Below are 24,277 nucleotides of genomic sequence, written 5' to 3'. Positions count from 1 at the left end.
GCCCACCACCAATCTACCGCCCCTTCACCGCCACAAACACCGCCGTTTCATAAGGCACCGTCACCACATCCCGCCCCCGCAACTCAGGCTCGCCCGCGATCATCGCCCTGATCTGCTCATCGACTTTCGCCCGCTCAGCTTCCGGCAGCGCAGAAATGAAACTGGTTGAGCGCACCCGATTGAAAATCACATCTTCCGGCGATCCGGTATGCCCATGGCTGAAATGCCGCGCTTGCAGCATCCCGAATGCCGGATGCGGAAACACCCGGCGCCAGGCCCCGGTGTAGTAGCGCGGCGTATCGCCCTCCCGCGCACTGACGATTGCTTCCAGCTTCGGCATCCAGCTGACACGGATGTCACGCAGATTCCACACCAGCCCCAACCGGCCGCCGGGCTTGAGTACACGGGCGATTTCGTCGAGCGCCTCTTTGCTGGCAAACCAGTGGAACGCCTGGGCGCAGACCACCACATCCACCGAGGCATCCGGCAACGGCAAGTCTGTGGCAATGGCGTTCACAGCCAATACTTCAGGATAGGCTTCGGACAGTTTTTCCAGCATCTGCACCACCGGTTCCACGGCAATTACCTGCGCCCCGGTCGCCACGAGTCGGCCGGTGAACTTGCCGGTGCCGGCGCCAAGATCGATCACCGTTTTATCCGCGTTCAGCCCGAGAGTGTCCGTTAGCCAGTCAGCTATTTGCGGCGGATAATCCGGGCGCCCGCGCACATAAGTATCAGCGCCAACCTTGTAACCGGCGGCCGCCGTATGGTGAACCTGATCTTTCATGGCAGAACTCCAGGTCGATGAAGGGTATCAACGAGCATAACCCGTCAAATTGAGCTTTCCTTGCAGAGAACGTCACAAAAAAATGAATAATTGTTCACGCTGTGGTGTTCATGTTTCGACAGTCACCAGCACTCAAATTTTACGACCTGTTTGACGTCCCAACCCTGATATCCGTGGAGCTTTACCCATGAACAACCGCTTCTCGATTTTCACGGCACCCTTGATGCTTGCTGTCGTACTGTCCGGCTCGCAGGCATGGGCCAACGGTGAGGAAGACACGCCCGCCAAGCCGCAGTGCCCCAGGGATCAGGTGTTCGACACCAAGGCGCAGAAATGCGTCAAGCAGACCAGCAAGCACGTATCGGACGCCGATCGCACCGATTACGCCTATCAGTTGGCCAAGGACGGTCGCTACGAAGAAGCCCTGGCGCTGCTCGATACGCTCAACGAGCCCAACACCGCCAAAGCCTTGAACTATCGCGGCTACGCTACGCGTAAACTGGGGCGCACCGATGAAGGCATCGGTTTTTACCTGCAATCGGTCAAACTGGATCCGCAGTACGCGCAGGTTCGCGAGTATCTTGGCGAAGCTTATGTGATAAAGGGTCAGCTGGATCTCGCCCAGGAACAGTTGCAGAAGATCAAATCGATTTGCGGCAACACCACCTGCGAGGAGTACCAGGACCTGGCCGAAGCCATCAACGATTCATCGAAAACCTGACACCGCGAACAGACGGAGGTCGTTATCGCCAGCGATCAGGCAATACGAACAGAACTGGGCCAGCACTTGGCGCGTTTGTGGCGCTACGGCCTGCTGTTGTCCCGGCAACGGCATGTCGCGGAAGACCTCGTGCAGGCCACCTGCGTGCGGGCGCTGGAACGGGCCGCGCAATTTGCGCCCGGTACGCGAATGGACCATTGGCTGATGAGTATTCTGCATTCGATCTGGCTCAACGAAGTGCGAGCGCGTCGGGTGCGTCACGGGCAGGGCACGATAGAGGGTGAAGACGTGTTGTCGTTCGACGGTGAGTACGTAGCGCAAACCCATGTCATGGCGGCGCAAGTCATCCGCCGCGTCGATGCGCTGCCTGAAACCCAGAGGGAAACGGTGTTTCTGGCCTATGTCGAAGGCTTGAGTTATCGCGAAGTCGCCGAAGTGCTGCAGGTGCCCATCGGCACCGTGATGAGTCGCCTGGCCGCCGCCCGGAGCAAACTGGCCGAGCACCCGCCGTTGCAGTCCGTGCCGAACCCTTCCAGCGGAGAACATCGATGAACGCGAAACTCTCGGACGAGCAACTGGTGGCGTACCTCGATGACCAGCTCGACACCGAACAGCGCCAGCGCATCGACGCCGCCATTGCCGAAGACCCGATGCTCGGCCTGCGCCTGCAATGGCTGAACCGCAGCAGCCTGCCGTTCAAGGCCGCCTACGACGAAGTGAGTCGACAAGCTCCGATGGATCGCCTGCAAGGCATGCTCGACGCCCTGCCCTCGCCGGCCCGCCCGCCGCTCAGTCGTCGCTGGTTTCTCGCTGCGGCTGCCGGACTGGTCATGGGCGGTGTGCTGTCGGATCGTCTGTTCCTCGGTTGGCAAGCGAGCCAGGAGAAAGAAAACTGGCGGCAATTGGTGGCCGACTACATGGTGCTTTACGTGCCGCAAACCCTCGACCATTTACCCGGCGACGAAGCCGCCCAGCGCAGCCAACTGCGCACGATCGATACGTTGCTTGGCGTGAACCTCACCCCCGCACAACTGACTCTGCCACGTGCCGAACTCAGGCGCGCGCAAATCCTTGAATACGACGGCGTCCCCATCGCCCAGATCAGCTACCTCGATCCGGTCCATGGCCCCATGGCCCTGTGCATCACCCGCTCCGACAGCGGCACCCGGCATTTCGCCCAGGAACGGCGGCGCGGGATGAACATTGTCTATTGGGCAGACATGGAGCATGCGTGGATGTTGATCGGGCATAACTCAATGCCGGATCTGGAAGGCATGGCCAAGGTGTTGCGTGGTCGATTGAACGTGTAAGCGCACGTCAGGATGGCGTCGGCAACCACAACCTGAAGCGTGCGCCACCCAACGGCGACGCTTCCACCGTCAACGTACCGCCCTGAGCCTCCAGCGCCCGGCGACTGATCGCCAGCCCCAAACCAAACCCGCCCGTCGCCCGATCACGACTGCGGTCCAGCCGATAGAACGGTTCGAAAATCCGCTCACGCTCGTCGTCCGGAATGCCGATGCCGTCATCGTCGACCCAGATTTCACAGCCTTTGGGGCACACCTGCACGCCGATCTGGATGCGCTTTTCGCAGTAGCGCATGGCGTTGCGCAGCAGGTTTTGCAGGGCGCGAGCGGTCAACCGTGGGTCGAGGGTGAAGCGTTCGAGCTGGCCGTGGAGCAGCACGTCGATGACGATGTCCGGCGATTGCTCGTCATCGACGCTGCCCAGAATGCTGTCGATGAATTCGTCCAGCGACACTTCGACCTGTTCCGGCACCCGCGCCGGGTTTTGCAGGCGACTGTAGGACAACAGCTCCAGCACCAGCTCATCGAGTTCGCGAATGTGATCGACCAAGCCTTGCAGACGCTCGCGGCTGGTGGCCGGCAAGTCGTCGGACAGGGCCAGCGCCAGGCCGAAGTCCAAGCGGGTCAGCGGCGTGCGCAGCTCATGGGAAACCGCGTTCAGCAGATCCCGCTGCTGGTTCAGCAGGTTTTCGATATCGCCGGCCATCGTGTCGAAAACGTTGGCCAGGCTGCCGATGTTTGAACTCGGCGCGATCTGTGTGCGTTCGCCCAAGTGGCCCTTGCCGAAGCGCTCGGCCGCGCTTTTCAGGCGTTCCAGATCACGCCAGTGCGGACGCAGCCACAGCAACAGGCATGCGAGCATCGTCGCGCCGATCAGCACGTTGATGCTCCAGTACAACAGGCTGACATCCATCGGGTCCGGCGGCACCACCATTTGCACCACGGTCTGCTCGTTCAGCGGCGCCACCGCCAACGTGCGCCAGCCCCAATCACCGACGCGGACCACATTCTCACCGCGCTGCAATCGCTGCTGCTCATCAGGCGACAGACCGGGATCGTCATTGTCGCTGAGCACGATGTGCAGCGGATCAAACTCCTTGTCCATGTCCGCCGCCAGCGCCGGCCATTGCTCGCTCGGCACGGCTTTGAACTGCTTGACGATGAGCGTTTGCAGGCCCCGGGAATAATCGAGGTTGTAGGTGATAAAGCGCTCGTGGAAGACCTTGATCACCAGGTCCGGCACTAAATAAATCGCTGCGCTGAACGAGACGATGGTCACCAGGTACAGGCGAAAGAGGATTCTGAACATCGGCTCAGCATTCCCACTCGGAACGGCTGAACAGGTAACCCTTGCCCCACACGGTCTTGATCTTGCGCGCCTCGCCGGCATGGTCGTCGAATTTGCGCCGCAGCTTGGAAATCGCCACGTCCACCGAGCGGTCGGTGCCGTTGAACTCGATGCCGCGCAGGCGTTGCAGGATCTGGTCGCGGCTCAATACTTCGCCGGCATGCCGGGCGAGCACCACCAGCAGGTTGTATTCGCCGCTGGATAGTTCAACCAGTTGACCGCGCCAGGTCACGGTGCGCTCCGACAGATCGATACAGAGGTTGCCCATCAGAATGCGGTCATTGGCGGTTTGCGGTTCGCTGAGGCTGCTGCGCCGCAACAAAGTACGCACCCGCGCCAGCAAGACGCGCGGCTCACAGGGTTTGGTGACGTAATCGTCGGCGCCCATTTCCAGGCCGAGCACTTGATCGTGGCTGTCGTCGCGGGCGGTGAGCATCAGGATCGGCAGCGTCGCCGAATCGGCTCGCAGCAAGCGGCAGACTTGCAGGCCATCGAGGCCGGGCAGCATCAGGTCGAGGATCACCAGGTCCGGAGGATTGAGCCGCGCCCGCTCGCGCACATGATCGCCACGACCGATCACGCTGACGGAGTAGCCGTTGCGCTCAAGATAGCTGGCGATCAGTTCGGCGAGGGCGGTGTCGTCTTCGACCAGGAGGATGTTGGGCATGGGGTGTTTCCAGATAATGCGTTGGTGACCATTCGATTGCTATCGCGGGCAAGCCTTGCTCCTACAGGTTTTAGTTGACCGCATCATCCGCGAACGACGCAAATCCGTAGGAGCAAGGCTTGCCCGCGATGGCGGTGTATTGGCCTAAAAAATTCAAGGATATACGCCCACGCACACACCTGAGCAAAACCCTTACACAATTTCACACAGCACCTACAAAGCTTCACCGCTACCCTCGCCGACGCCCGGTAGGATGCTGGGGGTCATTATTGGGGTAATTCATGTCAAAGAATCTGCTTGCCAGGCTCAGCCTTGTGGCACTGGCGTTGACGCTCAGCGCGTGCGACAAGTCCTCGATCGCCGAAGAACAGCCTCCATTGGCCAGCGTTCGCGTCGAAACCATCGAAGCCCGACCGCTGTCGATCAGCAGCGAATTGAGCGGGCGCATCGCCGCGCCACGCATCGCCGAAGTGCGCGCCCGTGTCGCTGGTGTGGTCTTGCAGCGCACCTTCCGCGAAGGCACTGACGTGAAAAAGGGCGACGTTTTATTCCGCATCGACCCGGCGCCATTCAAGGCTGACCTCGACAGCGCCGAAGCAGCGTTGCGCAAGGCCGAGGCCAATGCGTTCCAGGCAAAACTGCAAGAGCAGCGCTACGCCCAGTTGATCGATGACAAAGCCATCAGCGCCCAGGACTACGACAACGCCCGGGCCATGGTGCGCCAGACTGCCGCCGATGTTGCCGCCAACAAAGCTGCGGTGGAACGAGCGAAACTCAACCTCGGCTACGCCACCGTCACCGCACCGATTTCCGGGCGCATCGGTCGTGCGCTGGTCACCGAGGGCGCATTGGTCGGGCAGAACGAGACCACGCCATTGGCGCTGATCCAGCAACTGAACCCGATTCACGCCGACCTGACCCAATCGACCCGCGAACTCAACGACCTGCGCCGGGCGTTCCGTTCCGGTCAGCTGAAAGAAGTCGGTCAAGGACAGGCCAAAGCCACGCTGATTCAGGACGATGGCAGCCTCTACCCGCTGCCCGGCAAGCTGCTGTTCACCGACATCACTGTCGATCCGGGCACTGGCCAGATCATTCTGCGTAGCGAATTTCCCAACCCGGACCTCGACTTGCTGCCCGGCAGTTTCGTGCGTGTGCGCCTGGAGCAAGCGGTCAATCAGCAAGGCATCAGCGTGCCGCAGCGGGCGATCCAGCGTGACAGCGCCGGCATTGCGCAAGTGCTACTGCTGGATGCCGAGCAGCGCATCCGTCAGCAACCGGTCGACCTGGGCCCGGTGCAGAACGACCGCTGGGTCGTGACCAGCGGCCTCAAACCCGGCGACCGCATCGTCACCGAAGGCCTGCAGCACGCTCGCCCCGGCGAGAAAGTGCAGATCGATGACTCCCCTCTCCCACTTGCCCAGGTTTCTGGCCAGTAAGCAGGACGCTTGTTTATGCCGCAGTTCTTTATCGACCGCCCGGTGTTTGCCTGGGTAGTCGCCCTGTTCATCCTGCTGGCCGGTGCCCTGGCCATTCCGCAGTTGCCGGTGGCGCAGTACCCCGACGTCGCGCCGCCGCAAATCGAAATCTACGCCGTGTACCCCGGCGCTTCGGCGCAGACCGTGGACGAGAGCGTGGTCAGCCTGATCGAGGAAGAGCTCAACGGCGCTGATCACCTGCTGTATTTCGAATCGCAAAGCAGCCTCGGCAGCGCCACGATCAAGGCGACTTTTCAGCCGGGCACCGATCCGGAAATGGCTCAGGTCGATGTTCAAAACCGCCTGAAAGTCGTGGAGTCGCGCCTGCCGCAAGCAGTGAACCAACAAGGCTTGCAGGTGGAGAAAGTCTCCGCCGGTTTCCTGCTGCTGATCACCCTGACCTCCAGCGACGGCAAGCTCGACGACGTGGCGCTCAGCGACTATCTGGCGCGCAACGTGATGAACGAGATCAAGCGTCTGGACGGTGTCGGCAAAGCGCAGCTGTACGGCGCCGAACGGGCGATGCGCATCTGGATCGACCCGCAGAAGCTGATCGGTTTCAACCTCACGCCCGCTGACGTCAACGCCGCCATCGTCGCGCAAAACGCCCAGGTCTCGGCTGGCAGCATCGGCGACTTGCCAAGTCGCACCACTCAGGAAATCACCGCGACCATTCTGGTGAAAGGTCAGCTGTCGACCCCTGAAGAGTTCGCCGACATCGTGCTCAAGGCCAACCCTGACGGTTCCACCGTGCGCATCGGCGATGTCGCAAGGGTCGAAATCGGCAGCCAGGAATATCAGTTTTCCACACGCCTGAACGGCAAGCCGTCGACTGCCGTCGGCGTGCAACTGTCGCCGGGAGCCAATGCGCTGAACACCGCAACATTGGTGCGAGCGAAGATGGATGAACTGTCGCGCTACTTCCCGGCGAACGTCGAGTACAAGATCCCGTACGACACCTCGCCCTTCGTCAAAGTCTCGATCACCAAAGTGGTCTACACCCTCGGCGAAGCCATGTTGCTGGTGTTTGCGGTGATGTTTTTGTTCCTGCAAAACATCCGCTACACGCTGATCCCGACGCTGGTAGTGCCGGTGGCGCTGATGGGCACTTTCGCGACCATGCTGGCCCTGGGTTTTTCGATCAACGTGCTGACCATGTTCGGCATGGTGCTGGCCATCGGCATCCTGGTGGATGACGCGATTGTGGTGGTTGAAAACGTCGAACGGATCATGGCCACCGAAGGCCTGTCGCCCAAGGAAGCCACGCGCAAGGCGATGAAGCAGATCACCGGGGCGATCATCGGCATCACCCTGGTGCTGGTGGCGGTGTTCATCCCGATGGCGTTCATGCAAGGTTCGGTCGGAGTGATTTACCGACAGTTTTCGCTGTCGATGGCCACCTCGATCCTGTTCTCTGCATTCCTCGCCCTGACCTTGACCCCGGCGCTGTGCGCGACCTTGCTCAAGCCGATTGCCAAGGGCGAGCATCATGAAAAAACCGGTTTCTTTGGCTGGTTCAACCGTCGCTTCGAGCAACTGACCGAGCGCTATCAGGGCTGGGTTGCCTACGCGCTCAAGCGCACTGGCCGTTATCTGCTGATCTACGGCGTGCTGCTGGTTGGCTTGGGGCTGTGCTTCGCACGCCTGCCCTCTTCGTTTTTGCCGACGGAAGATCAGGGCTACACCATCACCGACATTCAGTTGCCGCCGGGCGCGACTAAAAATCGTACGGTGCAAGTGGCCGAACTGATCGAGGCGCACAACGCCGGCGAACCGGGTGTCGGTGACAGCGTGGTGATTCTCGGCTTCAGCTTCTCCGGCAGCGGGCAGAATGCGGCGCTGGCGTTCTCGACGCTCACCGACTGGTCGAAGCGTGGCAGCGATGACTCTGCGAGTTCGATTGCCGACCGCGCCAACATCGCCTTGAGTCAGATCAAGGACGCCATGGCCTTCGCCGTGCTGCCGCCACCAGTGGATGGTCTCGGCACGTCCAGCGGTTTCGAGTTCCGCTTGCAGGACCGCGGTGGCCTCGGCCATGCCACGTTGATGCAGGCGCGCACCGAGTTGCTGGCGGCCGCCGAAAAAAGTCCGATCCTGATGAACGTGCGCGAAAGCGCCCTGGCCGAAGCACCGCAGGTGCAATTGATCGTCGACCGCAAACAGGCCAATGCCTTGGGCGTGTCCTTTGCCGACATCGGCAGCGTGCTGTCCACCGCCGTCGGTTCGGCCTACATCAACGACTTCCCCAATCAGGGGCGGATGCAGCGCGTTGTGGTGCAGGCTGAAGGCGATCAGCGCAGTCAGGTTGATGATCTGCTGAAAATGCACGTACGCAACAACAACGGGAAAATGGTGCCGCTGTCGGCGTTCGTCCAGGCCAAATGGATTCAAGGCCCGGCGCAACTGACTCGCTACAACGGCTATCCGGCGATCAGTATTTCCGGCGAACCGACACCCGGCCACAGCACCGGCGAAGCCATCGCGGAAATCGAACGGCTGGTGGCGATGGGGCCAGCGGGATTGGGCCAGGAATGGACTGGCCTGTCATTGCAGGAACGCTTGTCCGGCAGTCAGGCGCCGATCCTGCTCGGGTTGTCGTTGCTGATCGTGTTCCTGTGCCTGGCGGCGTTGTACGAGAGCTGGTCGATCCCGACCTCGGTGCTGCTGGTGGTGCCGCTGGGTGTACTCGGCGCGGTGCTGGCCGTGACCTTGCGCGGGATGCCCAACGATGTGTTCTTCAAGGTCGGGCTGATCACCATCATCGGCCTGTCGGCGAAGAACGCGATCCTGATCATCGAGTTCGCCAAGAGCCTGTACGACGAAGGCCACGACCTGATCGACGCCACCCTGCAAGCCGCGCGCCTGCGGTTGCGGCCGATTGTCATGACCTCGCTGGCGTTCATCCTTGGTGTAGTGCCCTTGGCGATTGCCACCGGCGCCAGCTCGGCAAGCCAGCAAGCCATCGGTACCGGAGTGATTGGCGGGATGATCACGGCGACGTTGGCGGTGGTGTTTGTGCCGGTGTTTTTTGTGGTGGTGATGAAACTGGTCAGCAAGCGCCACAAACCACACTAGCCAACACTACGTAACCCTGTGGGAGCGGGCTTGCTCGCGAAGGCGGTGTGTCAGATATCAATCTTGTCGACTGACACTCCGTCTTCGCGAGCAAGCCCGCTCCCACAAGGGGACCTCGGTGGTTTCAAGATCGCAGGCACCTGAGCTAAGGTGTCTGCAAAGCCCCAGCCCATCGAGCCTCCATGTCCTTTGTCACTCACACCCACCCTCGTCTATCTGCGGCCATCCTGTTCGGCATCGCGGTAGGTCTGCTGGCGCCGGCCGACTCGATCGTCAACAAAATCCTCATCGGCTGGAACACCGGGGTCTGGACCTATCTGGTGCTGATGCTCTGGCTCACCGCACGCGCAAAAGCTACGGACGTGAAACGCATCGCCGAGATGGAAGACGAAAACGCCGGGCTGGTGTTGATGCTGGTTTGCATAGCGGCACTGGCGAGCCTGGCCACCATCACCGTTGAACTGGCCGGCAGCAAAGACCTGGAAGCCACCCGCAAACTGATGCATTACGGCTTCACCGCACTGACGGTGATTGGTTCATGGCTGCTGATCGGGGTGATTTTCAGCGTGCACTACGCACGGTTGTTCTACACCTGGGAAGGCAAGGAGCCGGCGCTGCGATTTGCCGAAGGTTTGACGACGCCCAATTACTGGGATTTTCTGTACTTCTCTTTCACCATTGGCGTGGCCGTGCAAACCTCTGATGTGGGTGTCGCCACGCGGGAGTTGCGCAAGATTGTGCTGGCGCAATCTTTGATCGGGTTCCTGTTCAACACCGCCATTCTCGGTTTCTCGATCAACATTGCGGCGGGGCTCTTCGGTTGATACGGGCAATGTCAACCTGACAGAAATGACAGGCGAGTTAAAAAAAACGACAAACGGAACAATTCCCCGCTTCAAAACGGTTGCATCGCTTCCACCCCTTCCAACTGCCTGTAACCACTGAAGATTCCAGGCTTTCAGTGTGATTCAGAACGTCTCTTTCGCCAGGCAGACCTGGTACTTTTTACAGGTTTCAAGACGCCGCAAGCACGCTATAACGGGGCTGAAGCTTCACGCTGGACGCAGGGACCATGCCCGCCTCAGGAAGGAACCGCCGCGCCCGCCTCAATGAATGAACATGGGAAATGCCTGCCATGAACCATCAGACCCCGATCCCCGCTCGTGCCCCTACCGTCCAGTCTGGATTTTCAGTGCCAAACACCGAACAGCAACCCCGCATCGCCCTTACCACCAGGGAAAAAGAAGCGCTGTTGTGGAGTGCCAAAGGCAAATCGTCGTGGGAAATCAGCCGGATTTTCAATTGCACCGAGGCCGGGGTGAATTATCACTTCAGTAATATCCGACGCAAATTTGGTGTCAGCTCGAGGTGGGCGGCGGTGATGATGGCGTTGGAGTTGGGGTTGATTCAGTTGCATTGAGGTAAGTTTTTTACGCCCAGCTTCACCAGTACGGAGAGATTGAAGAGCAACCATTTATCCAGGAACCTGGTCCATGCCCGATTGTATCGAACATGGACAGGTCCAATTGGTAAGCTAACTATTTGCGGACTGATTCCATAGCCTCTGCTGCTTGACTCCAATTTTTATTCACACCATTCACCATGCTCTGAAACATAGAGTCCGGTGATTTAACTTTGGTCATTAATTGCTGATACCCAGTGCTAGGATTTCCCAGGCCATCTATCATTTTTGGTCCTGTAACGTCGGCGAGCTCGGGCACATTCGTCGAGCCGCGATTTAAATTCAGCTCGATTTCTCCATTCTCCAGGCTGTCCCAAAAACCGCCTTTGACTCTCCCATTCGAAACAGCTCCTTTTCGCGAAATTTTTCCACCGTCAAAAGTTTCTTTGGCCACTGATTTAACTGTTTTGGCAGTCGCGCTTGTGCCTTTCGCGGCGGTCATATTAGAGCTTGCTGCTTTGGCTGACTTCGCCCCAGTGCTAGCCCCTTTTGTACTCGCGCTCGCCGTTTTTCCGAAAAGACCGCCGATCATCCTTGTCAGCCACGTCATCGGGAAAAAACGCCACTTCCCCGTCGGGTCCACATAATTAGCCGGGCTCCACTCACAATACGCATACGGATTGAGACCTCCCTTCGCAAACGGACTCTCACTATCCGGACTAAAGAACCGCATCAATCCGGGACTAAACACCCGATAACCATTGCCCAAAACATAACAACCGGTTGCTTCCTCACGCCGCTCCCCGTTGTACCCCAACTGACCAGTCACCGAAGGACTTCGGCGGGGAAATTCAACGTACTGGGCGTTGCGAGTATGGGCGGCGTTTTATCGATGGTGATGTTTACCGTTTGCGAGTCCTGTGCGGTTGAGCCATTCCAGGGTAAAAGCCGGTAACGCAAGGTATGAATCCCTTCTTCCAGCTTGGTAGTCGGTACTTCCAGCCACAGATCTGGAGGGGGATTTGGAAAGTTGCTGCCATCATATTGTCTTTCGGCAACGGGATTATTTTCGTCGCCATCCCAGATAAGTTGCACTGTATCGATGAACCTTGATTCTGGCGCTGGATCGCTCCACCACCTGAATTCAACACGTAATGGACGAAGCCACCCGTCTTTGGGCAACAGATTCTCTTCGCCGCCCGGAGCTGCTGGAAGAACCCCGATAACATCAGGAGGAGGCAAGTTGATTTTCGGCTCATTGGAAGATGCAAAATACGTGGGCATGATAATTCCCTCATTCAGTGCACGCCGAAACGATTACCCTGGAGGAGTTCCGGCAGGTTTTTAAAAAAGCAGCATCATGTTCTTACCTGTACACACGCCACAAAAAGCCAGGCGTTGAAGCCATAAAACCGGGGAAAGTTGTCACTTCCCCCGCAATTATCTTTCGTAGTGATTACCAGTTATAACGAGCGCCGAAGTTAAAGCCCCACGGCTGCTTGATTCTGTGGCCATTGCTGTAATCAGCATCAGCGTGCAGCGAAACCTTGTCCGTGAGGGTCATCGCGATCCCGGCACCCAACTCGCCACGGGAGCCCGACAGGTCGTTGTTGAATACATTGTTATTGACTTCGACTTCGTTGTTCTTGGCGAACTCATGCACATAAGCGGCACGGACATAAGGCTGTACAACCTTGCCCACGCCCAGATTGAAATTGCGTCCGGCGGTTACGCCCAACTTGCCGAGCAAAGAGCGAGTACGGTCACCGTCAGCAGCCAGGCCATTGTCCAGGTCATAACTCTGGCCCTGGATCACCACGCCCGACAATTGCGTGTACGGCTCGACGAAGTAGTCATCGGCCAACTTGATATGCCGCCCGAACTCCAGGGACCCACCGACACCGTTATTGTTGTAACTGCCCTTGGTTTTGCTGCCGTCGCTGAGCCGTACATCGGACTCGTTCTCGAAACGGTTGAGCTTCAGCACACCGTCGAAGTAGCACTCGGGGCGGCAAAATTACTCAGATCACAAGGATGCGTCTGTAGGACTAATCCTAAGCTCCAAACTTTCACTGGCAGGCAGCAGGAAGGCACACGCCTCCTGCTGCCAGGCGTCGAATGATCAAGGTCTGGGGATTACGCAGTGGTCGTTGCCCGAGCCGCCGTCGGTTTCGAATACAGCGACATAAAGTTCGATAGTGCCAGACGGCACCGGATTACCACGGACAGTGATGGAGTACTCCATCTTGCCCATACCGGCAGAAATAGGTGGCCTGTAAGTGGGCTTCAAACATTTGGTATAGGGTACAAACCAGTCAATGCCGTTTTGCTCTTGCTCGAGAGAAACAATCAGGTCTTCAGAATGCTCGGTGCCGGGTAATAGCGTAGTGCCGTCAAGTTCGTAGGTCTGCCATTCCGGTGTTACTTCGGCACCTTCTTTCAGGTGAGTTGATGTTGGTATATGAATGAAGATCCCCCACTCTCCGCTACCCGCAGCTTTCTCCCTCAGGTCATCGCAATTAATCACATCATCACCCGGAAATTCCGGCTCAGGCAGGTCGACCTTTTCAACGAGAACATCAATGGTTGTACGATTTGACTCCAGCGGGTTGCCGAAATCCGCGTGCGTCAGGGTGTAGTACAGCGGTAAGTCATCCATTACCGGCGTGAGCTCGATAACTTTCCACGGTATGACGAAGTCGATGACCTGTTTGGGCGTTTCACTGCCGTCCACGACATAAGGGTTATCCGGCGAATCGACGATAACGCCGTTGTAGTAAAGCGTGAGCGTATCGCCGTCATTGGGGTTATCAAACAGTTCGACAGACGCTGTCGCATCCTCGCCGATATCGTCCTCCGTCAATTCGCTGTCGCTGCCTTCCGAACTCAAGAACTCAATCAGATTCAGCGTCGGATCAATCGGATCAGGGTCCGGATGCCCAGGTTTCGGGATAGACAAGTCTGTATCGACGGTAATACCGCCTGGCGGCGAGAAGGGGTAATCGCCCCTGAGTACCTGGTAGTCCACATCGACAGGTTGCACATGTGTGGCCGAGGCAAAATCGTACTCTTGCACCATAAGCAGCCAGGGCACTGTGATCTTCAGCGGAAATGGCAGATGCGCACCGACGGACGTCCGGGCGAGTGTCGTTTTGCCCCACTTCACCACGATGCCGTCATTGCTGTCGTATCCGGTGTATGACTCGATATGCACCTTTGTCGGAAACGCGGCGTCGGGCCGATCAATCAAACCATCGTCAGCCAACGGCACCGTGCAGTCTTTCAAGCCGCTGGGCAGCGTACCGAGTGCTACCTGAACCGTTGCCGGTAGTGACAGTTCACCACGGTTACCTGCCTTGTCGATCAAGAGAGCAATAGCGTAATGGGTTTTCGAACCGTAAATCGTGACCTTGTCAGCAGGCACCAACACCTCTCGGTTCGTAGGAAGCGCCCGATAGAGCACGATAAACTTATTGATGTCCTCCCCCTCCGCCGGCATCCTGTCCAACCAGGCGACGGCAACCATCGTCTCGTCCTTATCATTTTCTTCAAGAAACTCCGGTATCACGCATTTGACACCGCCATCGCGAGCTAAAACAGCATCGGTGATGACAGGTTCAGCAACGCTGATCATCGCGCTCTCCGGGTCCACCCATTTCGGCCCGGTCCTGTCGATGATCACGTTGATCGTCGGAGATATTCTTTCACCCCCGCCATTCCAGTTGCTGACGGTGTAACGAAATTTAAAAAGCCCTTCATACGTACTGAAAATATCAAGAGGGATAGATCTTTCCAGAGGGAAATCGGAACCAGGAAGCGTTGAGTCGTCGGGAATGTCTTCCGAAGGAGCAACACGCTGCCATTCGCTTGAACTGGAAGGCAGCCATTCCAAAGTCAACACGTTGACCGGCCCCGCAAAAGGAGGACGTTCATCCCACAACGGAATATCGACTCTTATTGCAACTTTAGCCTTTTCGCTGTGGATCAAACCTTGGGCGTTAAGGCGATCTACGAGGATTGGGGGTAATAGGTCCACGACAAAGAACCGCTCACGATAACTAGCCCGAACTTGCTCAGGCGTAAGTTTTTTTTCATAAGAACTGGCCATGCCTTTCTCTCCAAAACCGTTTTAATTTGGCCATGAACGCACTCATGGTCTTCAAAACTTTTCTGGCAGCCCAACGCATGGCCCAATCACTGCAAAGCAATCTGTCGTTCTGCCCGGTCATCAGACCTGAGCGAATTAAGCGCTGGTTTTTAGAAACGCGATACTGTCAAAGTTGACAGGTAGCCCATTGCCTTTGCACAAACGTTCTAGCCATTGAACCCGGCGTGGGCGTTAAATAAACCGGTAATCAACCGTACACAGGTGTCGTATGCCCCCGAACAACTGGCTCGATCTGGCCCAGGACGCCGACACCGGCATCGAGACCCTGCGCGCGCATTTCGAAGGTCACGCCTACGACCCGCACTGGCATGACAGCTACCTGGTGGGCGTCACCGAGCAAGGCGTTCAACAGTTCAATTGTCGACGGGCGAGACACCAGAGCACGCCGGGCAAGGTATTTTTGCTGGAACCGGGCGACATCCACGACGGCGAAGCGCCGACCGAGGACGGTTTCACCTATCGCATGTTGTACCTCGACCCGCAGTGGTTGCAGCGCGAGTTAGGCGCAGTGTTCGACAACGCGCCGGACAACAGCGATTTGAGTTTCGCCAACACCCTGGCCAGCGATTCGCGTCTGGCACACGCCACCAGCCTGGCGTTTGAGACCCTGCATCGCGGTGAACTGAAAATCGTCCGCCAGACGGCCCTCGACGCACTGCTCGAACGCCTGACCAGCCACCTGCACTGGCGCACTCGCTATGGCGAAGACCCGCGCCTGCCCTTGGTCGCGCAAAAGGCCCGGGAATACCTGCACGCCAACGCGCAGTACGATATCGGTCTCGATCAACTCGCCGCCGTCACTGGCGTCGACCGCTTCCGCCTGACTCGCGCGTTCAAGGCCGCTTACGGCATGGCGCCCCACGCGTATCTGGTGCAACTGCGGCTGGCTACGGCGCGGCGAATGCTGGCCCGTGGCGAACAACCAGCAGCGGTGGCGATGACGTTGGGCTTCGCCGATCAGAGCCATCTGGGCCGCTGGTTCGTGCGCGCCTACGGCATGACACCGGCGCTGTACCGCAAGCGCTGCTCAAATCTTCCAGACAGATAAACGCCCGGTTTGTGAAGATCGACTTCAATGATCTTCACTGGAGTTTGCCTGCGATGCTGTCCTCATTTCCGACGTTGTTGCCCTTCCTGCTGTTTGCCTTTGTCGCCTCGATTACCCCCGGCCCGACCAACATTCTGGTGTTGAGCAACAGTGCCCGATTCGGCTTGCCCGCTGCCGTTCCGATCATTGTCGGCGCTTGCGCCAGCGCTGCGTTGCTCGTGTTGCTGGTGGGCACGGGCGCCGGTTCTTCTTTGACTCAATGGCCGCTGCTGCAAACGCTCATGCAATGGGTTGGTGTGGCATGGCTGACTTATCTCGCCTGGCAAATCTTTCGTGCCCCCGCCGTGGCCGTGAACACTCAGAAAGCCGAAGAGCGCCTCGGTTTGCTCGGTGCCGCCAGCCTGCAATGGATCAATCCGAAAACCTGGATGATGGCGCTGGCGGTGGTCAGTGTGTTTGCCGGGGTGGGCGAAGACCGGTTTGCGCATGTGATGTATTTGTCGCTGGCGTTTTTCCTGATCTCGCTGCCATGTCTCGGGGTGTGGGCGTTGCTCGGCGCCGGCTCCAGTCGCTGGTTGCGCTCGCCCCGCGCGATGCAGCGTTTCAATCGCTGCATGGGCCTGCTGCTGTTGGGTTCGGCGTGGTTGAGCGTGTTGGCCTGATCTCCATTGGTCGGTTTTTGTTGCACGCCGATTCATCGAACACTTGACGGCAGATTCATTTCTGGTGTCTTCTGAAACCGGTTTCAGCGCCATGCGCTCAGCCTTATAAATCCAATAAGAAGGTTTCAGACCGTGAACGATTTCTCCGCCGCCCAACGCAGCCGCGTGACCATGCTCGACGTGGCCGAACACGCCAAGGTGTCCAAGGCCAGCGTTTCGCGGTTCATCGGCGACGACCGAGCATTGCTCTCCGATGCGATTGCCCAACGCATCGAGCAGTCGATTGCCGAACTGGGTTATCGCCCGAACCAGATGGCCCGCGGTCTCAAACGCGGCCGCACTCGCCTGATCGGCATGCTGGTGGCCGATATCCGCAACCCTTATTCAATCGCCGTGATGCACGGGGTGGAAACCGCTTGCCGTCAGCACGGTTACAGCCTGGTGGTGTGCAACACCGACCGCGACGACGAGCAGGAACGCCAGCACCTGGCCCTGCTGCGCTCGTACAACATCGAAGGCCTGATCGTGAACACCCTCGGCCATCACCGTGATGAGTTGCATGAACTGCATCGGGAAATGCCCCTGGTGCTGGTGGATCGCAAAGTCGAACATCTCGAAAGTGACATGGTTGGGCTGGATAACCCAACGGCCGTGGAAATGGCCTTGGCGCATATTGAAGAGCGCGGCTATCGAGATGTGCTGTTGGTGACCGAACCATTTGACGGCACCAGTTCGCGGATCGAACGGGTCAGCAGTTTCAAGGCACAAATTGAACGGCGTCCGGAGCTTCGCGGCACGTTGATCGAAACAGGAACTGAACTCACCGCGCAGTTGAAGATCTTTCTCGACACACCCGGCCCCGGCCCGAAAGCACTGTTCTGCGCGAACGGGATTGCGGCGCTGGCCGGTACTCATGCGTTGCGTGAGCTTGAGTGCAATCTGTTTGAAGACGTGGGTTTGATCGCCCTTGATGATCTGGATTGGTATCCGTTGGTGGGTAGCGGAATCACTGCCCTCGCACAGCCGACCACCGAGATTGGCGCGAGTGCGTTTGAGTGTTTGCTGAAGCGGTTGCGGGGGGATGACAGTCCGACGCGGACGGTGGATTTTTCGGCGCGGCTGGTGGCTCGGGGTTCGACCCTTGGGAATTTGCGTTGAATGTTATGGCCCCATCGCGAGCAGGCTCGCTCCCACAATGGACCTGTGTTCAAAAATCCACTGTAGGAGCGAGCCTGCTCGCGATGGGGCCCTAAGCAACACCACGAAAATTTTTTGAACAAAAATGAAACCGGTTTCAGAGGTAGAAAAACCATGAACAAACCCGCCGTCTCCATCAGCCTGTCCAGCTACGGCGCCGACCTGGTACGCCAACGCGGTCAGGGCAGTTTCATCGCAGTACTGGCCGCCGCCGGCGCCACGCGCATCGAATGGCGTGAAGAGCTGCTGACCTTTGAAAACCCCGCACACCTGGCTGACGCGACTCAGGCCGAAGGTCTGGAAAGCGTGTATTCCTCGCCGATGGAATTGTGGCTTGCCGGTCAATCCAAACCCAATCCCGAACTGACCACCGCGCTGCAACGCGCCCAGGCGTTCGGCGCCAAGTGGCTGAAAGTCTCATTGGGTTACTTCACCGACAACAGCGACCTGCAAACCCTTGCCCGAATGCTTGGCGATAGCGCGGTGCAGTTGCTGGTGGAAAACGACCAGACTTTGCACGGTGGCCGCATCGAACCCTTCCAGCGTTTCTTCGCAGAAGTCGAGCAACACAATCTGCCGATCAAAATGACCTTCGATATCGGCAACTGGCATTGGCAGGATCAGTCCGCCGCCAGCGCCGCGCGGTTACTCGGTCGTCACGTCGGTTACGTGCACTGCAAAGCGGTCACGCGCCGCACCGACGGCAAACTCGTCGCCATCCCGCCCGCCGCCAGTGATTTGCAGGAATGGGAACACCTGCTGCGGCACATGGCCCAAGGCGTTATGCGGGCAGCGGAATATCCGCTGCAAGGTGATGACCTGGTGCAACTGACCACAGAACACGTCGCCGCCCTCGCCCACCTCGGCCAATCGCAATTGGAGAGCGCTCATGTCTGAGATCGATATCCTGTCGTTCGGCGAGACCATGGCGATGTTCGTTGCCGAGCAGCCTGGCGAACTGGCCAGCGTCGGCGCTTTCCACAAACGCATTGCCGGCGCTGACAGCAATGTCGCCATTGGCTTGTCCCGACTGGGTTTCAAGGTGGCGTGGCTAAGCCGCGTCGGTGCCGACTCTCTGGGCCGCTTCGTGATCGACACGCTGGAGAAGGAAGGTCTGGATTGCCGACACGTCGACATCGACCCCGCGCACCCCACGGGCTTTCAGCTCAAGTCGCGCACTGACGATGGCAGCGATCCTGTCGTCGAATACTTCCGTCGCGGCTCAGCGGCCAGTCACTTGTCGCCGCATTCGATCGTTCCCGACTTGCTCAAGGCTCGGCACCTGCACGCAACCGGCATTCCACCGGCGTTGTCGGAAACGGCGCGGCAGATGTCGTTCGAATTGATGACGCGCATGCGCGAAGCCGGGCGCAGCGTGTCCTTTGACCCCAATCTGCGCCCGAGCCTGTGGGCCAGCGAGCAACAGATGATCACCGAGATCAACCGCCTCGCCGCCCTCGCCCATTGGGTGCTGCCGGGGTTGAGTGAAGGTCGCTTGCTGACCGGTTTCGAAGACCCGGCCGACATCGCCGCGTTCTACCTCGATCAGGGCGCTGAAGCCGTGGCGATCAAGCTTGGGCCGCACGGTGCCTACTACCGCACGCATCTGGATGCCGGTTTTGTCGCTGGCGTGCCGGTGGAAACAGTGGTGGATACGGTCGGTGCCGGTGATGGATTTGCCGTCGGCATGATCAGCGCGCTGCTGGAAAACCACAGCTTTGCCGACGCCGTGAAGCGGGCCAACTGGATTGGCAGCCGGGCGGTGCAGAGTCGCGGGGACATGGAGGGGTTGCCTACCCGGTCCGAAATGTCCGTTGAGTTTGAGGCCGCCAATCGCGAGCAAGCTTTGCTCCTACAAGGAAACGCGATGCTCCTGTAGGAGCATTGGCTTGCCCGCGATGAGGCCAGCACCGTCAATGAAGATCCAAACACCTGCTGCAACAAAAACAACAAGCTCAGGAGCACCACCCATGAAAACCGCAACGCTCGCCACCCGCCGCTGGTGGTACATCATGCCCATCGTGTTCATCACCTACAGCCTGGCGTATCTGGATCGCGCCAACTACGGGTTCGCCGCCGCTTCCGGGATGGCCGCCGACCTGATGATCACGCCGGGCCTGTCGTCGATGCTCGGTGCGCTGTTCTTCCTCGGCTACTTTTTCTTCCAGGTGCCGGGGGCGATTTACGCGCAGAAACACAGCGTGAAGAAGCTGATTTTCGTCAGCCTCATCCTCTGGGGCAGCCTCGCGACGTTGACCGGGATTGTCTCCAACGCCTACTGGCTGATCGTCATCCGCTTCATGCTCGGCGTGGTCGAAGCCGCGGTGATGCCGGCGATGCTGATCTACCTGTGCCACTGGTTCACCCGTGCCGAACGCTCGCGGGCAAACACCTTCCTGATCCTCGGCAACCCGGTGACCATGCTGTGGATGTCGGTGGTCTCGGGCTATCTGGTGCAGCACTACAGCTGGCGCTGGATGTTCATCATCGAAGGTTTGCCGGCAGTACTCTGGGCATTCATCTGGTGGCGTCTGGCCGATGATCGTCCGTCCCAGGCCAAGTGGCTCAGCGACCAGGAAAAGCAGGATCTGGAAAGCGCCTTGGCCGCAGAACAGGTGGGAATCAAAGCGGTAAAAAACTACGCCGAAGCGTTCCGCTCACCGAAAGTGATCATCCTGGCCTTGCAGTTTTTCTGCTGGAGCATCGGTGTCTACGGCTTCGTGCTGTGGCTGCCGTCGATCCTCAAGGCCGGTGCGCAAATGGACATGGTCGAGGCCGGTTGGTTGTCGGCGCTGCCTTATCTCGCGGCGGTGATCGGCATGCTGTTGGTGTCCTGGGGCTCCGACAAACTGCAAAAACGTAAGCGTTTCGTCTGGCCGCCGCTGCTGATCGCTTCCTTCGCCTTCTACGGTTCCTACGCGTTGGGTGCCGAACATTTCTGGTGGTCCTACACCTTGCTGGTGATTGCCGGTGCCTGCATGTACGCGCCGTACGGCCCGTTCTTCGCGATCATCCCGGAAATCCTTCCGGCCAACGTTGCGGGCGGCGCCATGGCGTTGATCAACAGCATGGGTGCGCTTGGTTCGTTTGGCGGCTCCTATCTGGTCGGCTACCTGAACAGTTCCACCGGTTCGCCCGGCGCGTCGTACCTGTTGATGAGCGGCGCGCTGATGCTTTCGGTGGTGCTCACGGTATTCCTCAAGCCCGGTGCCAGCGACCGTGAGCGGCCCACGGTAGCGCGTCCCCTCACAGCCCATTCCTGAATTGAAGTTGAGATCATGAAGATGAAAAAACAGGTCGTCCTGTACAAGAAACTCTCGCTGCAGCTCATGGCTCGTCTGCATGAGCAGACCGACGTGACACTGATCGACAGCCTCGATGCCGAAGGCCTCGGCAAACTGCGCGACGCCCTGCCCCGTGCCCACGGCTTGCTCGGCGCAAGCCTGAAACTCGATGCCGAACTGCTCGATCTGGCGCCAAACCTTGAAGCCATCGCCAGCGTCTCGGTGGGCGTCGACAACTACGACATCGACTACCTGACCGAGCGGCGCATCCTGCTGAGCAACACGCCGGATGTGCTCACTGAAACCACCGCCGACACTGGCTTCGCGCTGATCCTGGCCACTGCCCGCCGCGTGGTGGAACTGGCGAACATGATTCGCGAAGGCAAGTGGACCCGCAACATCGGCCCCGCGCATTTCGGCAGCGACGTACACGGTAAAACCCTGGGCATCATCGGCATGGGCCGCATCGGCGAAGCCTTGGCCCAACGCGGGCACTTCGGTTTCGGCATGCCGGTGATCTATCACAGTCACTCGCCGAAACCGGCGGTTGAGCAACGGTTCAACGCGCAATACCGTGGCCTCACCGAGCTGTTGCAGCAGGCGGATTTCATTTGCCTGACGTTGCCGCTGACTGCCGAAACCGAAGGGCTGATCGGTGCTGAGGAATTTGCATTGATGCGCCCGGACAGCATCTTCATCAACATTTCACGGGGCAAAGTGGTGGATGAAGCGGCGCTGATCGAAGCCTTGCGTACGGGGCAGATTCGCGCGGCGGGGCTGGATGTGTTCGAGCGTGAGCCTTTGAATCTTGATTCGCCGTTGTTGCAGTTGGACAACGTGGTGGCGACGCCGCACATAGGGTCAGCGACCCATGAAACGCGGGAAGCCATGGCCAAGTGTGCGGTGGATAATCTGTTGGCTGCGCTGGCGGGTGAGCGGCCGGGGAATCTGGTCAATGGGCAGGCGTGGAAGGCCTGAGAATTTCTGCGCCTGTCAGGCAGCCATCGCGGGCAAGCCCGCTCCCACAGTGATCGGTGTTGAACACAACATTTGTGTAGACCACGTAACTTGTGGGAGCGAGCTTGCTCGCGATGGGGCCAGCACAGACGACCTATGACTTCAGGCCCGGCGAGCTTCCAGCAAATCCGTCGCACACAGCGCAATCCGCCGGCAGGCGTCCGCCAGTTTCGGCCGATCCACCACCAGACCGATGCGAATATGCCCCGCCGCACTTGGTCCGAATGCTTCGCCGGCGAGCACTGACACGCCATAACCTTCCAGCAGCCGCTCGGCAAAATGCTGGGCCGAAAGCCCAGTGGGGCGCACGTCGACCATCACGAACATGCCGCCGTCGGGGCGAATCGCGCGGATGCCCGGGCAATGATTCAGGCTGGCGCACACCAGGTCGCGACGCAGGCGATATTCCTCTCGCATCAGCGCCACTTCCGGCAGGTTTTCATCGAGGGCCAGTTGCGCGGCGTTCTGGATGAAATCCGGAATGCCGAACAGCATGCACAGCGACAGATTCACCAAGTGTTCACACAAGGGTTTTGGCCCGATCACCCAGCCCACCCGCCAGCCGCTCATGGCGTGGGATTTGGACAGGCTGTTGATGGTCGCGGTGCGCTCAGCCATGCCCGGCAAACTCGCCGGGCTGATGTGCTCGCCCTCGAACAGCAGCTCGCTGTAGACCTCGTCGCTGATCAGCCACAGGTCATGACGAATGCACAATGCGGCCAAGGATTTCCAGGTCATCAATGGCAGGCTGGCGCCGGATGGGTTGTTTGGACTATTGAGCAACAGGGCGCGGGTCTTCGGTGTGATCAGTGCCGCGACATCCGCCGGGTCGACGCGAAAACCATTCTGCGAACGCACTGGCACCGGCACCACTTTCGCCCCGCAGGCGCCGAACACGCCTTCGTAGGTGACGTACATCGGTTCGGCGACCAGTACTTCGTCGCCGGGGTCGAGCAGGCATTGCACCACCGAATACACCGCGCACTGCGCGCCGGGGAAGACGATCACATGCTCGGCGTCCACTGCTTGACCGCTGCGTTGGTGATGGCGTCGGGCGATGCTGCCGCGCAAGCCTTGGCTGCCACGCACCGCCGGGTAGTGCGTGTCGCCGGCCAACAGGCTATCGATGGCCGCGTGGACGATGGGTATGGGCGTGTCGAAATCCGGGTCGCCAATCGACAGCAGCAGGACATCGACACCCTGCTCGCGCAACTCAAGCGCTCGATCGTGAATCTGCCAGGCCGCCGCTCCGTCACCGGCGATTCGTTGGGTCAAGGCTGAGTAGCGCATGCGGTTCTCCTGTCGCGCGTGTTCCATGCCTCAACCCTATCTCAAATCGCCAAACGCGCCACCCCGCAAGCCCTTGTTTAATAGCGTTTAAGGATACTTCCTGCAAGCTACAAGACCTTGCGCCGTTGCCTACGGGTACGCCAGAATCCGCCGGCTTGTGCGCTTTGGAGGCCATCGGTAACTTGATTCGTGTCACTGCTCATCAGTGATCGGGTTTAGCAGCCTGGCAAAAAACTCCGGTTGTGCATGCATCTGTCATGCAGGTAATTCGTTGCCTGCACTCGATGGTAGCTGTACGTAGGGCGCCCTCGGGTGCGCCGGATTTCTGGGTTTGCCGGTCTGCTAACCTGCGTGCAGCTGCCTCCCCTCTTCGTTTAGCAGCAAGGAGGGTTGGCAACCATTAGGAAACTCTGACCATGAAAAAGCATTCGCCCAATCCGCCGGACACCGATCCAGCCTCCCCGTACGAACCCGATTCCAAAAAACTCAACGAAGCCGCTGAACGCGCCCTCGACTTTCACTTCCCCTCGACCGCCGATATCAAAGCCACACCGCGCACCGTCAGCACCCTCTTCACCGTCGACCCTGAGGTGACGCTCGAAACCCTGGCCGTTTATTTAGTCGAGACACTGGCCTCGGTGGATGTGATGGTCCATCAGTTGGTGGATCACCTGGACGGTGAATCGCGCAATGCGTTGCTGGGCATTTCCAACAGCGTGATGCTGGCCGAGATCACGGCGAACCGGGTGCTGGATCAGATTGATCCACCGGAGTAGTCGGTCAAACACATTTCCCCCTGTGGGAGCTAGCCTGCTAGCGATAGCGG

The 24,277-nt window shown here is 59.1% G+C and carries 22 protein-coding genes and 1 pseudogene; 15 read left to right on the top strand and 8 right to left on the bottom strand.

Going from position 1 to position 24,277, the window contains the following annotated elements:
- Nucleotides 1-13 precede the first annotated feature (13 nt).
- A complete protein-coding gene (locus tag V6Z53_RS16335) occupies nucleotides 14-787 on the bottom strand; it encodes a methyltransferase domain-containing protein (protein ID WP_338580615.1) in 774 nt (257 codons plus the stop codon).
- A 187-nt stretch (nucleotides 788-974) separates the two neighbouring features.
- Here V6Z53_RS16335 and V6Z53_RS16330 point away from each other — a divergent pair, with 187 nt between their 5' ends.
- The 3 genes from V6Z53_RS16330 (at nucleotide 975) to V6Z53_RS16320 (ending at nucleotide 2,818) form a co-directional block, all read left to right on the top strand.
- The gene (locus V6Z53_RS16330; RefSeq protein WP_338580614.1) at nucleotides 975-1,508 is read left to right on the top strand and encodes a tetratricopeptide repeat protein; all 534 of its coding nucleotides are present in this window, start codon (nucleotides 975-977) and stop codon (nucleotides 1,506-1,508) included.
- Nucleotides 1,509-1,574: 66 nt separating this feature from the next.
- Nucleotides 1,575-2,060, top strand: coding sequence for a sigma-70 family RNA polymerase sigma factor (locus tag V6Z53_RS16325; protein WP_338580613.1), 486 nt, complete (start codon nucleotides 1,575-1,577; stop codon nucleotides 2,058-2,060).
- Nucleotides 2,057-2,818, top strand: coding sequence for a transcriptional regulator (locus tag V6Z53_RS16320; protein WP_338580612.1), 762 nt, complete (start codon nucleotides 2,057-2,059; stop codon nucleotides 2,816-2,818). Before V6Z53_RS16325 ends, V6Z53_RS16320 begins: the two co-directional genes overlap by 4 nt.
- A gap of 7 nt (nucleotides 2,819-2,825) precedes the next feature.
- On the opposite strand, the gene V6Z53_RS16315 is transcribed toward V6Z53_RS16320, so the two are convergent.
- Both V6Z53_RS16315 and V6Z53_RS16310 read right to left on the bottom strand, forming a co-directional pair.
- Nucleotides 2,826-4,124, bottom strand: coding sequence for an ATP-binding protein (locus V6Z53_RS16315; protein ID WP_338580610.1), 1,299 nt, complete (start codon nucleotides 4,122-4,124; stop codon nucleotides 2,826-2,828).
- Between the two features lie 4 nt (nucleotides 4,125-4,128).
- Nucleotides 4,129-4,830 (bottom strand): response regulator transcription factor, encoded by a 702-nt coding sequence (locus tag V6Z53_RS16310; RefSeq protein ID WP_057714693.1) that lies wholly within the window; start codon nucleotides 4,828-4,830, stop codon nucleotides 4,129-4,131.
- 281 nt (nucleotides 4,831-5,111) lie between these two features.
- On the opposite strand from V6Z53_RS16310, the gene V6Z53_RS16305 reads away from it, so the two are divergent.
- The 4 genes from V6Z53_RS16305 to V6Z53_RS16290 all read left to right on the top strand — a co-directional run bounded on the left by V6Z53_RS16305 (nucleotide 5,112) and on the right by V6Z53_RS16290 (nucleotide 10,803).
- Nucleotides 5,112-6,269, top strand: a complete 1,158-nt coding sequence (locus tag V6Z53_RS16305; RefSeq protein WP_338580609.1) for an efflux RND transporter periplasmic adaptor subunit — start codon at nucleotides 5,112-5,114, stop codon at nucleotides 6,267-6,269.
- A gap of 15 nt (nucleotides 6,270-6,284) precedes the next feature.
- Nucleotides 6,285-9,383 carry an efflux RND transporter permease subunit gene (locus tag V6Z53_RS16300; protein ID WP_338580608.1) on the top strand — a complete coding sequence of 1,033 codons (3,099 nt, stop codon included), beginning with the start codon at nucleotides 6,285-6,287 and terminating at the stop codon, nucleotides 9,381-9,383.
- Nucleotides 9,384-9,565: 182 nt separating this feature from the next.
- Entirely contained in the window at nucleotides 9,566-10,207 is a 642-nt protein-coding gene (locus tag V6Z53_RS16295; RefSeq protein WP_338580607.1) for a DUF1345 domain-containing protein, read from the top strand.
- A gap of 302 nt (nucleotides 10,208-10,509) precedes the next feature.
- The gene (locus V6Z53_RS16290; protein WP_338580606.1) at nucleotides 10,510-10,803 is read left to right on the top strand and encodes a LuxR family transcriptional regulator; all 294 of its coding nucleotides are present in this window, start codon (nucleotides 10,510-10,512) and stop codon (nucleotides 10,801-10,803) included.
- A gap of 118 nt (nucleotides 10,804-10,921) precedes the next feature.
- Here V6Z53_RS16290 and V6Z53_RS16285 read toward each other — a convergent pair whose 3' ends face one another.
- From V6Z53_RS16285 to V6Z53_RS16270, 4 genes and pseudogenes are all read right to left on the bottom strand, one after another.
- Nucleotides 10,922-11,614, bottom strand: coding sequence for an RHS repeat-associated core domain-containing protein (locus V6Z53_RS16285; RefSeq protein WP_338580604.1), 693 nt, complete (start codon nucleotides 11,612-11,614; stop codon nucleotides 10,922-10,924).
- Nucleotides 11,611-12,069, bottom strand: a complete 459-nt coding sequence (locus tag V6Z53_RS16280; protein WP_338580603.1) for a hypothetical protein — start codon at nucleotides 12,067-12,069, stop codon at nucleotides 11,611-11,613. Before V6Z53_RS16280 ends, V6Z53_RS16285 begins: the two co-directional genes overlap by 4 nt.
- A gap of 172 nt (nucleotides 12,070-12,241) precedes the next feature.
- Nucleotides 12,242-12,784: pseudogene (locus V6Z53_RS16275) on the bottom strand (autotransporter outer membrane beta-barrel domain-containing protein); the annotation flags it as partial.
- Nucleotides 12,785-12,907: 123 nt separating this feature from the next.
- Entirely contained in the window at nucleotides 12,908-14,893 is a 1,986-nt protein-coding gene (locus V6Z53_RS16270) for a hypothetical protein (RefSeq protein WP_338580601.1), read from the bottom strand.
- 268 nt (nucleotides 14,894-15,161) lie between these two features.
- On the opposite strand from V6Z53_RS16270, the gene V6Z53_RS16265 reads away from it, so the two are divergent.
- The 7 genes from V6Z53_RS16265 to V6Z53_RS16235 all read left to right on the top strand — a co-directional run bounded on the left by V6Z53_RS16265 (nucleotide 15,162) and on the right by V6Z53_RS16235 (nucleotide 22,122).
- The gene (locus V6Z53_RS16265) at nucleotides 15,162-16,001 is read left to right on the top strand and encodes an AraC family transcriptional regulator (protein ID WP_338580600.1); all 840 of its coding nucleotides are present in this window, start codon (nucleotides 15,162-15,164) and stop codon (nucleotides 15,999-16,001) included.
- A 53-nt stretch (nucleotides 16,002-16,054) separates the two neighbouring features.
- Nucleotides 16,055-16,663, top strand: a complete 609-nt coding sequence (locus V6Z53_RS16260; protein WP_338580599.1) for a LysE family translocator — start codon at nucleotides 16,055-16,057, stop codon at nucleotides 16,661-16,663.
- A 132-nt stretch (nucleotides 16,664-16,795) separates the two neighbouring features.
- Nucleotides 16,796-17,821 carry a LacI family DNA-binding transcriptional regulator gene (locus V6Z53_RS16255; protein WP_338580598.1) on the top strand — a complete coding sequence of 342 codons (1,026 nt, stop codon included), beginning with the start codon at nucleotides 16,796-16,798 and terminating at the stop codon, nucleotides 17,819-17,821.
- 153 nt (nucleotides 17,822-17,974) lie between these two features.
- Nucleotides 17,975-18,757 (top strand): TIM barrel protein, encoded by a 783-nt coding sequence (locus V6Z53_RS16250; RefSeq protein ID WP_338580597.1) that lies wholly within the window; start codon nucleotides 17,975-17,977, stop codon nucleotides 18,755-18,757.
- Nucleotides 18,750-19,739, top strand: a complete 990-nt coding sequence (locus V6Z53_RS16245) for a sugar kinase (protein WP_338580596.1) — start codon at nucleotides 18,750-18,752, stop codon at nucleotides 19,737-19,739. Before V6Z53_RS16250 ends, V6Z53_RS16245 begins: the two co-directional genes overlap by 8 nt.
- Nucleotides 19,740-19,830: 91 nt before the next feature.
- Nucleotides 19,831-21,123, top strand: coding sequence for an MFS transporter (locus tag V6Z53_RS16240; RefSeq protein WP_338580595.1), 1,293 nt, complete (start codon nucleotides 19,831-19,833; stop codon nucleotides 21,121-21,123).
- A 21-nt stretch (nucleotides 21,124-21,144) separates the two neighbouring features.
- On the top strand, nucleotides 21,145-22,122 hold the full coding sequence (locus V6Z53_RS16235; protein WP_338586503.1) for a D-glycerate dehydrogenase: 978 nt from the start codon (nucleotides 21,145-21,147) through the stop codon (nucleotides 22,120-22,122).
- A gap of 141 nt (nucleotides 22,123-22,263) precedes the next feature.
- Here V6Z53_RS16235 and V6Z53_RS16230 read toward each other — a convergent pair whose 3' ends face one another.
- Nucleotides 22,264-23,451, bottom strand: a complete 1,188-nt coding sequence (locus tag V6Z53_RS16230) for an aminotransferase class I/II-fold pyridoxal phosphate-dependent enzyme (RefSeq protein ID WP_338580594.1) — start codon at nucleotides 23,449-23,451, stop codon at nucleotides 22,264-22,266.
- A 416-nt stretch (nucleotides 23,452-23,867) separates the two neighbouring features.
- Between V6Z53_RS16230 and V6Z53_RS16225 the strand changes: the two genes are divergently transcribed.
- Nucleotides 23,868-24,227, top strand: coding sequence for a hypothetical protein (locus V6Z53_RS16225; RefSeq protein ID WP_338580592.1), 360 nt, complete (start codon nucleotides 23,868-23,870; stop codon nucleotides 24,225-24,227).
- The last annotated feature ends 50 nt before the right edge of the window (nucleotides 24,228-24,277 follow it).

Source organism: Pseudomonas sp. MAG733B (genome assembly GCF_036884845.1).
GTDB lineage: Bacteria > Pseudomonadota > Gammaproteobacteria > Pseudomonadales > Pseudomonadaceae > Aquipseudomonas.
This window is presented reverse-complemented; position numbering and strand designations above follow the sequence as displayed.

Excerpts from the sequence above, each read along its gene's own strand:
- V6Z53_RS16335 (WP_338580615.1), bottom strand. The coding sequence starts at position 787 with ATGAAAGATCAGGTTCACCATACGGCGGCCGCCGGTTACAAGGTTGGC.
- V6Z53_RS16330 (WP_338580614.1), top strand. The coding sequence starts at position 975 with ATGAACAACCGCTTCTCGATTTTCACGGCACCCTTGATGCTTGCTGTC.
- V6Z53_RS16320 (WP_338580612.1), top strand. The coding sequence starts at position 2,057 with ATGAACGCGAAACTCTCGGACGAGCAACTGGTGGCGTACCTCGATGAC.
- V6Z53_RS16315 (WP_338580610.1), bottom strand. The coding sequence starts at position 4,124 with ATGTTCAGAATCCTCTTTCGCCTGTACCTGGTGACCATCGTCTCGTTC.
- V6Z53_RS16310 (WP_057714693.1), bottom strand. The coding sequence starts at position 4,830 with ATGCCCAACATCCTCCTGGTCGAAGACGACACCGCCCTCGCCGAACTG.
- V6Z53_RS16305 (WP_338580609.1), top strand. The coding sequence starts at position 5,112 with ATGTCAAAGAATCTGCTTGCCAGGCTCAGCCTTGTGGCACTGGCGTTG.
- V6Z53_RS16300 (WP_338580608.1), top strand. The coding sequence starts at position 6,285 with ATGCCGCAGTTCTTTATCGACCGCCCGGTGTTTGCCTGGGTAGTCGCC.
- V6Z53_RS16295 (WP_338580607.1), top strand. The coding sequence starts at position 9,566 with ATGTCCTTTGTCACTCACACCCACCCTCGTCTATCTGCGGCCATCCTG.
- V6Z53_RS16290 (WP_338580606.1), top strand. The coding sequence starts at position 10,510 with ATGCCTGCCATGAACCATCAGACCCCGATCCCCGCTCGTGCCCCTACC.
- V6Z53_RS16280 (WP_338580603.1), bottom strand. The coding sequence starts at position 12,069 with ATGCCCACGTATTTTGCATCTTCCAATGAGCCGAAAATCAACTTGCCT.
- V6Z53_RS16270 (WP_338580601.1), bottom strand. The coding sequence starts at position 14,893 with ATGGCCAGTTCTTATGAAAAAAAACTTACGCCTGAGCAAGTTCGGGCT.
- V6Z53_RS16265 (WP_338580600.1), top strand. The coding sequence starts at position 15,162 with ATGCCCCCGAACAACTGGCTCGATCTGGCCCAGGACGCCGACACCGGC.
- V6Z53_RS16260 (WP_338580599.1), top strand. The coding sequence starts at position 16,055 with ATGCTGTCCTCATTTCCGACGTTGTTGCCCTTCCTGCTGTTTGCCTTT.
- V6Z53_RS16250 (WP_338580597.1), top strand. The coding sequence starts at position 17,975 with ATGAACAAACCCGCCGTCTCCATCAGCCTGTCCAGCTACGGCGCCGAC.
- V6Z53_RS16245 (WP_338580596.1), top strand. The coding sequence starts at position 18,750 with ATGTCTGAGATCGATATCCTGTCGTTCGGCGAGACCATGGCGATGTTC.
- V6Z53_RS16240 (WP_338580595.1), top strand. The coding sequence starts at position 19,831 with ATGAAAACCGCAACGCTCGCCACCCGCCGCTGGTGGTACATCATGCCC.
- V6Z53_RS16235 (WP_338586503.1), top strand. The coding sequence starts at position 21,145 with ATGAAAAAACAGGTCGTCCTGTACAAGAAACTCTCGCTGCAGCTCATG.
- V6Z53_RS16230 (WP_338580594.1), bottom strand. The coding sequence starts at position 23,451 with ATGCGCTACTCAGCCTTGACCCAACGAATCGCCGGTGACGGAGCGGCG.
- V6Z53_RS16225 (WP_338580592.1), top strand. The coding sequence starts at position 23,868 with ATGAAAAAGCATTCGCCCAATCCGCCGGACACCGATCCAGCCTCCCCG.